Source organism: Acidovorax sp. GW821-FHT10E03 (genome assembly GCF_059415205.1).
In genome coordinates this window covers 109851-120895 of record NZ_JBWKMU010000010.1, presented here as the reverse complement: position 1 = coordinate 120895, position 11045 = coordinate 109851, and the positions used below count along the sequence as shown (strand labels likewise).

The 11045-nt window shown below is 68.7% G+C and carries 10 protein-coding genes; 2 read left to right on the top strand and 8 right to left on the bottom strand.

The window, feature by feature from the left end:
* Positions 1-51 precede the first annotated feature (51 nt).
* The 4 genes from AC07OD_RS18665 to AC07OD_RS18650 form a co-directional block, all read right to left on the bottom strand.
* Positions 52-930, bottom strand: a complete 879-nt coding sequence (locus tag AC07OD_RS18665) for a sugar phosphate isomerase/epimerase family protein (RefSeq protein ID WP_218296443.1) — start codon at positions 928-930, stop codon at positions 52-54.
* Positions 931-935: 5 nt separating this feature from the next.
* Positions 936-2147, bottom strand: a complete 1212-nt coding sequence (locus tag AC07OD_RS18660) for a dihydrodipicolinate synthase family protein (protein WP_494597709.1) — start codon at positions 2145-2147, stop codon at positions 936-938.
* An 84-nt stretch (positions 2148-2231) separates the two neighbouring features.
* Positions 2232-3395 (bottom strand): Gfo/Idh/MocA family protein, encoded by a 1164-nt coding sequence (locus tag AC07OD_RS18655; RefSeq protein ID WP_218339262.1) that lies wholly within the window; start codon positions 3393-3395, stop codon positions 2232-2234.
* 106 nt (positions 3396-3501) lie between these two features.
* Positions 3502-4494, bottom strand: coding sequence for a tripartite tricarboxylate transporter substrate binding protein (locus AC07OD_RS18650; RefSeq protein WP_218296445.1), 993 nt, complete (start codon positions 4492-4494; stop codon positions 3502-3504).
* Positions 4495-4726: 232 nt separating this feature from the next.
* On the opposite strand from AC07OD_RS18650, the gene AC07OD_RS18645 reads away from it, so the two are divergent.
* Complete coding sequence (locus tag AC07OD_RS18645; protein ID WP_218339261.1) at positions 4727-5155, top strand: GNAT family N-acetyltransferase; 429 nt, start codon at positions 4727-4729, stop codon at positions 5153-5155.
* A gap of 28 nt (positions 5156-5183) precedes the next feature.
* Here the strand turns inward: AC07OD_RS18645 and AC07OD_RS18640 are convergent, their stop codons facing one another.
* Positions 5184-5834, bottom strand: coding sequence for a TetR/AcrR family transcriptional regulator (locus AC07OD_RS18640; RefSeq protein ID WP_218339260.1), 651 nt, complete (start codon positions 5832-5834; stop codon positions 5184-5186).
* 162 nt (positions 5835-5996) lie between these two features.
* Complete coding sequence (locus AC07OD_RS18635; protein WP_218296717.1) at positions 5997-6458, bottom strand: Lrp/AsnC family transcriptional regulator; 462 nt, start codon at positions 6456-6458, stop codon at positions 5997-5999.
* Positions 6459-6639: 181 nt separating this feature from the next.
* Here AC07OD_RS18635 and ggt point away from each other — a divergent pair, with 181 nt between their 5' ends.
* Positions 6640-8517: a gamma-glutamyltransferase gene (gene ggt / locus AC07OD_RS18630; RefSeq protein ID WP_494597708.1), complete on the top strand. Its 1878-nt coding sequence runs from the start codon at positions 6640-6642 to the stop codon at positions 8515-8517.
* Between the two features lie 177 nt (positions 8518-8694).
* On the opposite strand, the gene AC07OD_RS18625 is transcribed toward ggt, so the two are convergent.
* Both AC07OD_RS18625 and AC07OD_RS18620 read right to left on the bottom strand, forming a co-directional pair.
* On the bottom strand, positions 8695-9726 hold the full coding sequence (locus AC07OD_RS18625) for an SEL1-like repeat protein (RefSeq protein WP_218296449.1): 1032 nt from the start codon (positions 9724-9726) through the stop codon (positions 8695-8697).
* A 266-nt stretch (positions 9727-9992) separates the two neighbouring features.
* A complete protein-coding gene (locus tag AC07OD_RS18620) occupies positions 9993-10913 on the bottom strand; it encodes a LysR family transcriptional regulator (protein WP_218339257.1) in 921 nt (306 codons plus the stop codon).
* Between the last annotated feature and the right edge of the window lie 132 nt (positions 10914-11045).

The following is an 11045-nucleotide window of genomic DNA, read 5'->3' as shown; positions in this document are numbered from 1 at the left end:
CCGCGCACCGGTGGCGCCGGGGTCCGCAGGGCGCGGAGCCGCCCCGGGGGCTCAGACCACGCTGCGGTGCCGCGCGATGCAGGTGTCCAGCGTGTCCTCGCCCGTGCGCTGCCACCAGTCCAGCGCCGAGAAGATCTCCACCTCGGCATAGCCCCCGAAGCCCGCAGCCTCGACCCATTGGCGGATCTTCTTGAGCTCGATCACGCCGTCGCCCATCATCCCCCGGTCGCTGAGCAGGTCGCGCGTGGGCAGGCGCCAGTCGCAGACATGGAAGGCCAGCAGGCGTTCCTTGCCGGCGCGCGCGATCTGTTGTTCCAGCTTGGGGTCCCACCACACGTGGTACACGTCCAGCGCCACGCCCAGGCTGCCGCTGCGACTGGGGTCCAGCGCATCGCAGATGTCGAGCGCGTGCTCCAGCGTGTTGATGCAGGCGCGGTCGGCCGCCTGCATGGGGTGCAGCGGCTCGATGGCCAGCGGCATGCCCACTTGGCGCGCGTATTCCAGCGACGCGGCGATGCCGTCGACCACCTCGCCGCGCGCGCGGGCGATGTCGGTGTAGTGCGGCGTGCCTTCCAGCGCCCCGGGCAGTGCGCCCACCACCAGCACCAGGCAGGCGGCGTCGAGCGTCTTGGCCTCGTCGATGGCACGGCGGTTGTCGTCGAGCGCGGCGCGCAGGCCGGCCGCATCCGCCGCCGGGAAGAACCCACCGCGGCAGTAGCCCGACAGTTCCATGCCATGGGCGCGCAGCTGGCGCGCGGTAGCGTCCAGCCCCGCCGCGGCCACCTGGTCACGCCAGGGGCTGATGGCGCGGATGCCGCGTGCGGCGCACTGGTCGATGATGCGCGCCAGTGGCACCTCGGCCCCCTGCTGCTTGCGCACGGTGGCGGTATTGATGGAGAGCCAGCGGTGGTCTTGGGTGAAATCACGCATGGCGGTCAGGCACTCACGCCGTGCAGTGCCAGCAGGTGGCCCATGCGCTGCACGGCCAGTTCGGGCTGCTCCAGCAGGTCGGCCTGGTCGGCCAGCCGGAACAGCTCGGCGAAATGCACCAGCGAGCGCGTGCTCTGCTGCCCGCCCACCATGGTGAAGTGGCTCTGGTGCCCGTTGAGCCAGGCCATGAAGACCACGCCCGTCTTGTAGAAGCGCGTGGGCGCCGCGAAGATGTGGCGCGACAGCGGCACCGTGGGCCCCAGGATGGCGTGAAAGCGCGCCGTGTCGCCAGCGGCCAGCGCTGCGAGTGCCGCGCTCGCGGCCGGTGCGATGGCGTCGAAGATGCCCAGCAGCGCATCGCTCTGGCCCTGGCGCGGCGTGCCGCCCGCGCCGTCGCCGGCGATGAGTTCCGCGTAGTTGAAATCGTCGCCCGTGTACATGCGCACCCCCTGGCCGTCGGTGCCACCCGTGGTGGGCAGGCGGCGGCGCATGGCGACTTCCTTGTCCTTGTCGAGCAGCGAGATCTTGATGCCGTCCACCTTGTCCGGGTGCGCGGCGATCACCGCCAGCGCCGTGTCCATGGCCGCATCCACGTCGCGCGAGCCCCAGTAGCCCGCCAGCGCCGGGTCGAACATGTCGCCCAGCCAGTGCAGTACCACGGGCTGCTGTGCCTGCGAGAGGATGCGGTCGTACACGCGTTCGTAGTCGGCGGGGCTTTGCGCCACCCGGGCCAGCGCCCGGCTGGCCATGACGATGAGCTTGCCGCCGAGCTTCTCGATGGCCTCCATCTGCTCCTCGTAGCCGCGGATCACGTCGTCCACCGACTTCACCTCGTCCAGCACCAGGTGGTCCGTGCCGCAGCCCGAGGCCACGAGCGCGCCCGGCCCGAAGTCGCGCGCCGCGTCGAGCGAGCGGCGGATCAGCTCCAGCGAGGTGGGCCAGTCCAGCCCCATACCGCGCTGCGCGGTGTCCATGGCCTCGGCCACGCCCAGGCCCAGCGACCACAGGCGCTGGCGGTAGGCAATGGTCGCGTCCCAGTCCACCGCGCACTGCAGCCACGGGTCGATGGCGGCCAGCGGGTTGGCCACCACGTGGGCCGCCGAGTAGGCGATGCGGTTGAACGCCGCGCCCCGCTGTGGCGCGACCGGCGGGCGGCCTTGCAGGGTGTAGGGGCTGATGCGGCCGTCGGCCGTGGGCAGGGGGAGGCTGAAGGCCATGGTGTACTCGCAGAAATTTGAATGAAATTGGCCTCTGGCGCTTATCCAGCAAGCGCTAGCAGCTATCAAAACAGTAGTCGGTGGTTAAGCTTGCAGGGGGGCCACATCGACCCAGCGGCGTTCCTTCCAGCTTTCCAGCGCGGCTTCGACCAGCTGCACGCCCTTGGCGCCTTCGGGCAGGGTCCAGCGGTACGGCGCGTCTTCCACCACGTGGCGGATGAAGTGCTCCCACTGGATCTTGAAGCCGTTGTCGTAGACCTGCGAGTCCGGAATCTCCTGCCACTGGTCGAAGAAGTTCATGGTCTGCTTCTCGTCGGGGTTCCACACCGGGCGCGGCGTGGCCACGCGGCTTTGCGCGCGGCAGCTTGACAGGCCGGCGACGGCCGATCCGTCGGTGCCGTCCACGTGGAAGGTCACCAGGTCGTCGCGCCGCACGCGCGTGGCCCAGCTCATGTTGAGCTGCGCGATCACCGGCTCGCCGTTGTGGCCCGTGAGTTCGCAGGTGGCGTAGGCCGCGTCGTCGGCCGTGGCCTGGTACGGTTGGCCGGCCTCGTCCCAGCGCGTGGGGATGTGCGTGGCGCCGATGCAAGACACCGACTTCACCTCGCCGAACAGGTTGTCCAGCACGTAGCGCCAGTGGCACATCATGTCCAGGATCATGCCGCCGCCGTCTTCGCTGCGATAGTTCCAGCTCGGGCGCTGGATGGGCTGCAGGTCGCCCTCGAAGACCCAGTAGCCGAACTCCAGGCGCACGCTCAGCATGCGGCCGAAGAAGCCCGCGCGGCGCAGCATGTCGAGCTTGCGCAGGCCGGGCAGAAAGAGCTTGTCCTGCACTGCGCCGTGCTTGAGGCCCGAGCCCGACGCCAGGCGCGCAATCTCCACCGCCTCGTTCAGGTTGGTGGCGATGGGCTTTTCGCAGTACACGTGCTTGCCCGCACGGATCGCCTTGGCCAGCAGGGTGGGGCGCATCTGCGTGGTGCCGGCGTCGAAGAACACCGTGTCCTCGGGGTTGGCGAGCGCGGCGTCCAGGTCCGTGCCCCAGCGCGCGATGCCGTGGGCCTTGGCCAGGGCCTCCATCTTCTCGGCATTGCGGCCGATGAGGATCGGATCGGGCATCACGCGGCTGCCGTTCCCGAGCACCACGCCGCCCTGCGCGCGGATGGCGCAGATGGAGCGGATCAAGTGCTGGTTCATGCCCATGCGGCCGGTGACGCCGTGCATGATGAGTCCGAGTCGTTGGGTTGCCATGGCGGTGGTGCTTTCGTTCAGTTCAAGGTTGAAAAAAAATTGGGCAAAGGCGCGGCCTGGCCACCCCCACGGCAGGGGCTGGCGGTGCGGTGCGGCGCGAAGGGAATTACTGTGTGGGCGAGAGTCCGGCGGCCTTCACCAGCGTGGCGTTGCTCTTGATCTCGTCCTTGATGTAGGCATCGAACTGCTCGGGCTTGAGCGTCCAGGCATCGGCGCCGAGTTTCAGGAAACGTTCTTTCACCTCGGGCGTGGCCAGCGCCTTCACCACCTCGTCGTGCAGGCGGTTGACGATGTCGCGCGGCGTCTTGGCGGGCACCATCATCCCGATCCAGAAGTTGAATTCCGAGCCGGGCACGCCGGCCTCGGCCGTGGTGGGCACATCGGGCAGGGCGGCGGCGCGCTTGGGCGAGCCCACGGCCAGCGCCAGCAGCTGGCCGTCCTTGATCTGGCCGATCACGGGCGCGATGGGCGAGAAGTAGTAGTCCACGCGGCCCGACAGCACCTCGGTCACGGCCTCGGCCGAGCCCTTGAAGGGGATGTTCTGCGCGTCGATCTTGGCGGCCAGCTTGAACTTCTCGGCGTTCAAATGCGTGGCGCTGCCCTGGCCGGCCGAGGCGAAGTTCACCGTGCCGGGCTTGGCCTTGGCCGTGGCCACCAGGTCCTGCAGCGTCTTGATGCCCTTGGCGGGCGAGATCACCAGCGCATTGGGCAGCGACGAGATCGGCGTCACGCCCGCGAAGTCGCCCACCGTGTCGAACGGCAGCTTGGCGAAGGTCGAGGGGCTCACCGTGTGCGACGACGAATGGATCATCACCGTGTAGCCGTCCGGCGCCGCCGTGGCCACGGCCTGCTGGCCGATGGTGCCGCTGGCGCCGCCGCGGTTGTCCACCACCAGCGTCTGGCCCATGCTCTGACCCATCTTGTCGGCGATGGCGCGCGCAATGATGTCGGTGGTGCTCCCCGCCGCGAAGGGCACGATCACGCGGATCGGCTTGGTCGGGTAGCCGCCTTGCGCCAGGGCGCCGAAGGACAGGGTGGTGAGCGCGGCCGCCGCCAGGGCGGTGGCCGCAGCGCGGCGGGTGGTGCGGGTGATGGGCATGGATTTGTCTCCGTGGGCAGGCTTGGACTTGCTCTTTAATTCACTGAATGGTGAATAGAGTGCATTTTTCAGGAACGCGCCCTGCACGTCAACGCGGTTTCGCACGTTGAAATTAGGGGTTTACCCGCATCCGTGGGATGCGCGCGGCCCGGGGCCTGTCGCCGTGGAGGAGCCAACCGCCGCGCGGCCAGGCGTGCCGCGAGGTGCCCGGCTGGTCCCGTAGAGTCAGGCCATGGGCTATCAAATTTCGACCGACAAGACCGTGACGTGGCGGGAGTTTTCTGCGCTGATGGCGGCGGTGGGCTGGGGCGAGCACGACGAAGCCTTGTTCCTTCGCTCCTGCCGCGCGTACCCCCTGGTGGCCCATGCGCGGATGGACGACGGCGCGGTGGTCGGCTACGTCTCCGCCTTCAGCGACGGGGCGTTCTCTACCATGCTGGGTGAACTGGTGGTCCACCCCGCCGTACAGGGCAGGGGCATCGGACGGGCGCTCATGCAGCGGATCGAGCTGGAGTTCCCTGGCGTGCCCATCTACGTGAAGGCGATGGGCGGGGCAAGGCACTTCTTTTCAGCGTGTGGCTACCGGGAGCCCCAGGCGCAGGTCACCGTGATGTTCAAGCGGCCGCCGCCCCCGGGTCATGACCGCGAAGGCGGGCTGTAGACGAAGCTTGGGGACCGGGCCGTCGGGCTCAGCCGAGCAGCACGTACCCGAGGATCACATCGCACATGTGCGAAAGCCGCTCGCTGCGCGCCTTCGGGGCCATGAGGTCGCGCCCGAAGATCGCCGACAGCGTGTGGTTGTTCGACAGGTAGAAGTACGACAGCCCGGCGATGGACACGTACAGCTGCAGCGGATCCACCCCGCCGCGGAAGCTGCCCTCGCGCCGCCCACGCTCCAGCACCTCGCCCAGCGTGGCGATCAACGGCGAGTTCATCTCGCGCGCGCGCTGCGACTCCTGCAGATGGCGCGCCCTGTGCAGGTTGGCGCTGTTGAGCAGCGTGAGGAACTGGGGGTTCTCCAGGTAGTAGGTCCAGGTGAACTCCACCAGCCGCCGGATGGCGGTCGCGGGCGGGAGGTCCAGCAGGTTGAGCTTGCGCTCTTCCTCGCGGATGTGCAGGTAGGCCTGCTCCAGCACGGCCTGGAAGAGCTTTTCCTTGTCCTCGAAGTAGTAGTAGATCAGCCGCTTGTTCAGGCCCGCCCGCTCGGCGATGCGGTCCATGCGCGCGCCGCCCAGGCCGTGTTCGGCGAACTCGTCGCGCGCGGCGCTGAAGATCACGCCCTGGGAGCGGTCGGCATCCCGCTGGCGCTCCTTGGCGGGGGTCTCGGTGTCTTTGGTCATGCCCGAATAGTTCACTATTTGGTTAACAAAATCCAGTGCATGCTGGATTCAGGGGGCCAGGGGCGGCGATGCGGGTGTGGCGGCATCAGGTGGCGCGGACTGGATTGTGCCGCGCAGCCGGCCTGCCGGCCGGGCGCAATGCTGCCCCTGCCCGGCAGTGCGTCATTGCGCGTAGTCCAGCGGCAGCGCGGTGGTGAACTTGATTTCTTCCATCGCGAAGCTCGAGCTCACGTCCGACAGCGCCACGGCCTGCGTCAGCCGCCTGTAGACCGCATCGTAGGCGCGGATGTCGGGCACCACCACGCGCAGCAGGTAGTCCACGTCGCCGCTCATGCGGTAGAACTCCACGATCTCGGGAATGCCCATCACCACGTCGCGCAGGGTCTCGAACCACTGCTGGTGGTGCTGGTTGGTCTTGATGGCCACGAACACGGTCACGCCCACATTGACCTTGCGCGGGTCCACCAGCGCCACGTGGCGTGTGATGAACCCCTTCTCGCGCAGCCACTGGATGCGCCGCCAGCAGGGCGTGTTGGACAGGTGCACGGCATCGGCCAGCTCGGCCAGCGGCGTCTCGGCGTCGTGCTGCAGCAGGGCAAGCAATTGGCGGTCGATGGAATCCAGATTCTGTTTCACGGCAAATAAGGAAATCTGTTTCTCGTATTTGGCGTGAAATGGGGCATAAAAGCAAAATGATTTTCATCAAGTCGTCACATACTTGATGGGCGTTCCCGGCGCTCGGGCCGTCCGCCGTGCCCCACAGGGCGGCGGTTTCACCACCCTCCCTTTCCAAGGACCTTTCACCATGACGGCTTCTGTCTTTCGACGCCAACCCACCCGCTGGGGCCTGGGCATCGCCGCGCTGGCCCTGCTGGCCGCCTGCGGCGGCAATGACGGCCCCGGCACGCCGGTGGCCACCCCCGAGCCCGTCGAGCAGTACGTGCCCCCGGAGCCGCCCTCGGGCTACACGCCCAAGGCCATCAGCTACGCCAACAAGGACATGGTGTCCACGGCCAACCCGCTGGCCACCAAGGCCGGGGTCGACATCCTGGCCAAGGGCGGCACGGCGCTGGACGCGGCGATCGCCGTGCAGATGGTGCTGAACCTGGTGGAGCCGCAGTCGTCGGGCATCGGCGGGGGCGCGTTCATGCTGCACTTCGACAAGGGTGCCAACAAGCTGCTCGCCTATGACGGCCGCGAAACCGCGCCCAAGGCGGCCACGCCCAATCTCTTCATCGGCGCGGACGGCAAGCCGCTGGCGTTTCTGGCGGCGGTGGATGGCGGCCTCTCGGTGGGCACGCCCGGCGTGCTGCGCATGCTCGAAGCCGCGCACAAGGTGCACGGCAAGCTGCCCTGGAAGGACCTGTTCGAGCCCGCGATCCAGCTCAGTGAAAACGGCTTTGCGATCTCGCAGCGCATGAGCGTGTCCATCGCCGGCTCGGCCGCGCGCATCAAGGCGCAGGGCGAGCCCGGCGCCAGCTACTTCCTCAATGCCGACGGCACGGCCAAGGCGGCCGGCACGCTGCTCAAGAACCCCGAACTGGCCGCCACGCTCAGGGCCATTGCCGCGGGCGGCGCCAACGCGTTCTACCAGGGCGACATCGCCAAGGACATCGTGGCCAAGGTAGCGGGCCACCCCACCAACCCCGGCAAGCTGTCGCTGGACGATCTGAGCAGCTACACCCACAAGGTGCGCGAGCCCGTCTGCGGCGTCTACCGCACCCAGTACCGCGTGTGCGGCATGCCCGCGCCCAGCTCGGGCGGCATCGCCGTGCTGCAGACGCTGGGCCTGCTGCAGGGCTTCGATCTGGCGGCCATGAAGCCCAACACGCTGGATGCGGTGCACGTGGTGTCCGAGGCCTACCGCCTGGCCTATGCCGACCGCGCGCTGTATGTGGCCGACCCTGACTTCGTGAACGTGCCGCAGGCCGGCCTGGTCAACGCCGACTACCTGCGCGAGCGCGCCAAGCTCATCAGCCTGAGCAAGAGCATCGGCACCCCCGTGGCGGGCACACCGCCGGGCGTGAGCGGCGCCAAGGGGCAGGACAACTCGCTGGCCCTGCCATCGACCACCCACCTGTCCATCATCGACAACGCGGGCAACGCGGTGTCCATGACGACCACCATCGAGAACGGCTTCGGCAGCCTGCAGATGGTGCGGGGCTTTTTGCTGAACAACCAGCTCACCGACTTCTCGTTCACCGCCACCGACGCTGCAGGCTTGCCCATCGCCAACAGCGTTCAGCCCGGCAAGCGCCCGCGCAGCTCGATGGCGCCCACGATCATCTTCAACGCGGCCACCGGAGACCTGGAAGGCGCCATCGGCTCGCCCGGCGGCAGCGCCATCATCCAGTACACCGCCAAGAGCATCCTGGGCATGACGGACTGGGGGCTGAACGTGCAGCAGGCGATCAACCTGCCCAACTTCGGCGCGCAGACCAACGCGACCACATCCATCGAAAAGGGTTCGGTCATCGACACGGCCGCCATCCGCGACGGCCTCAAGGCGCGCGGCCACACCGTGGCGCAGACCGACACCTTCACGAGCGGCCTGCACGGCGCGGTATTCAACGGCCTGCGGTCCAATGGCAATGCCGGCCTGCTGGCGCGCAACCCCGGCGCGGGCACGTATGCGGGCGGCGCGGACCCGCGCCGCGAGGGCACGGCCCAGGGCAACAACTGAGGACACCGTGGCGGCCTGAGCCGCCACGGCGGCACCGCAGTGCGGTGTCCCTTGGGAAAATGCCCCTGGCGCAGGATGGATGGCGGGTTTTTGCTATTCAAAATATAGCAACTGCCGCCGCCATACCCTGGGGCTGCTCCGGTGCCGCTGCTCCAGGCGGCACCGCGTGCCAGGGCATCAATCCGGTGTGCCGTCGCGCGGCTCGGCCGCCTTGCGCGCCCATTCGCGCGCCAGGGCCGCGTTGCGCGGCACGCCTTCTCCGCGGGCGTACATCAGCGACAGGTTTCGCTGGGCCTTGGCATGTCCCTGCCCGGCCGCCTGCTGGTACCAGTGCACGGCCTGCTTCTTGTCCCGTGCCACGCCGTCGCCTTCGTCATAGGACACGGCCAGATTGAACTGGGCCTTGGCATGGTCCTGCCCGGCCGCCTGGCGGTACCAGTGCACGGCCTCCTTCTTGTCCTGGGCGATGCCCTCGCCCGCGTCGTAGGCGAGCCCCAGGTGGTACTGCGCGGATGCAAGGTCGTTCTCCGCCGCGCGCCGGTACCAGTGCACGGCCTGCGCCAGGTCCTTGGCCACCCCGTCACCGTGGTAGAACGCCATGCCGAGCTGGAACTGCGATTCGGGATGGTCCTTCTCGGCGGCCTTGCGGTACCACTGCACGGCCTGCCGGGGGTCTTTGTCGACCCCCTCGCCCTTGTCGTACGAAATGCCCAGGTTGTACTGCGCATCGAGGTGGCCCTGGGCCGCCGCCTTGCGGTACCACTCCACCGCCTTGCGGAAGTCCTGCGGCACCCCCTCGGCCTTGTCATAGGACACCGCCAGGTTGTATTGCGCCTGGGCGTGGCCGAGGTCCGCCGCCTTGCGGTACCACTGGGCGGCCTGCACCCGGTCCTGCGGCACGCCCAGCCCCTCGTCGTAGGACACGCCCAGCTCGTACATCGCATCCGTGTGGCCCTGCTGGGCGGCCTTGAGGTACCAGCCCACCGCCGTGGCTTCGTTCAGCGCCACGCCGCGGCCTGCGTCGTACATGCGGCCGAGGTGGTACTGGGCGTCTGCATGGCCGGCCTGCGCGGCGGGACGCAATTCCTTCAGAGCTGTGGCGTATTCCCCGCGCTCATAGGCGCGGACTCCCTCTTTCGGGCCCGCCGCGGCGGGCCCTGCGGCGCACAGCAGCGCACCCAGGCAGGCGGCGGACACGAGGGAGGACAAGGAGGGGGGCAGACGTGGCATAAAAAGTAAATGGGGCGATGGGCCCGGGGGCGGCCAGAAAAACGCGGATGCGGACAAGCAGGGGCCCGCCGTTCGGCGCCGCCCACTTGCCACCGGGGTGCGCGGCAGGGCACGGCGGGGACGGCGCGCGGCACCGGCGGCGGCGCCAGTGTGCCCGCACGCATCGGCCGTGTGGGGTTTGTTGCTGCCAGTTACACGTGGGCGCCACAGCGCGAGATCGCCATGGCCAACCGGTCCCCCCGGCGTCAGGGCGTGCCCTGACGCGCCAGCGTGTTGAGCAGCGCGGTGAAGGTGGCCGTGGGCCCCATGTTGTCCGCCGAGCGGTACACCAGGGTGAGCGGCACGTCCAGCCGCCCGCCGTCCACCAGCGGGCGGTACGCGATCGCGTGGCGGTGCACGCCCACCATCGACGACGGCACCACCGAGATGCCGGTGCCCGCCGCCACGAGGTTCAGGTTGGTCAGCATGCGCGCAACTTCCGCCACCACCCGGGGGCGCACGCCTTCCTCGTCGCACAGGGCCAGCAGGTTGGCGTACAGGCCCGGGGCACCCGGACGGCGCACCAGGATCATGGGCTCGCCCTCCAGGTCCGCGATGCGGATGGCCAGCGGCTTGCCGCGCCGCTGGCGCAGCGCCAGCGGGTGGTCGATGGGCAGGGCCACCATGGCGGGCTCGTGCTGCAGGGTGTCGAACGCCAGGCCCTCGGGGCGGGCCACCGGCACGCGCAGCAGGCCGCAATGCAGGCGGCCCCCGGCCACGGCCTCGGTGATCTCGGCGGCGTTGTTCTCGCCGATCTCCAGCACCAGACCGGGGTGCCGCGCGCGGCACTCGCGCAGGGCGAATGGCGTGAACTCGTGCGCGGCCGCCGAGCTGGTGAAGGCGATGGCCAAGCGCCCGGTCTTGCCCTCGGCCAGCAACTGCATGCGGCCTTGCAGCGCATCGAAGTCGTGCACCAGGCGCGTGGCGTCGGCCTGCAGCGCGCGGCCCGCTTCGGTCAGTGCCACGCCCTTGGCATGGCGTTTGAACAGGGCCATGCCCACGGTGCTTTCGAGCGCCTTGATCTGCTGGCTCAGCGGTGGCTGGGCCATGCCCAGCTGCTCGGCGGCGCGGGTCATGTGCCCGGCTTCTGCCACGGCGAGAAAGTAGCGGAGCTGGCGGATGTCCATGTCAGCAGTGCAATGGCTCAGGGAGCGGGTTCATATGCAAATCGTATCGGAGATTGGAGATTTGCCTATTTGACGTATCGGAGACCCGTTTCTACGATGCGCAGCTGCTACCCATCGCCGCCATTATTTCAA

Bases quoted from the DNA above. Each gene is read 5' to 3' on its own strand.
- AC07OD_RS18665 (WP_218296443.1), bottom strand. From the start codon at position 930: ATGCGTGATTTCACCCAAGACCACCGCTGGCTCTCCATCAATACCGCC.
- AC07OD_RS18660 (WP_494597709.1), bottom strand. From the start codon at position 2,147: ATGGCCTTCAGCCTCCCCCTGCCCACGGCCGACGGCCGCATCAGCCCC.
- AC07OD_RS18655 (WP_218339262.1), bottom strand. From the start codon at position 3,395: ATGGCAACCCAACGACTCGGACTCATCATGCACGGCGTCACCGGCCGC.
- AC07OD_RS18650 (WP_218296445.1), bottom strand. From the start codon at position 4,494: ATGCCCATCACCCGCACCACCCGCCGCGCTGCGGCCACCGCCCTGGCG.
- AC07OD_RS18645 (WP_218339261.1), top strand. From the start codon at position 4,727: ATGGGCTATCAAATTTCGACCGACAAGACCGTGACGTGGCGGGAGTTT.
- AC07OD_RS18640 (WP_218339260.1), bottom strand. From the start codon at position 5,834: ATGACCAAAGACACCGAGACCCCCGCCAAGGAGCGCCAGCGGGATGCC.
- ggt (WP_494597708.1), top strand. From the start codon at position 6,640: ATGACGGCTTCTGTCTTTCGACGCCAACCCACCCGCTGGGGCCTGGGC.
- AC07OD_RS18620 (WP_218339257.1), bottom strand. From the start codon at position 10,913: ATGGACATCCGCCAGCTCCGCTACTTTCTCGCCGTGGCAGAAGCCGGG.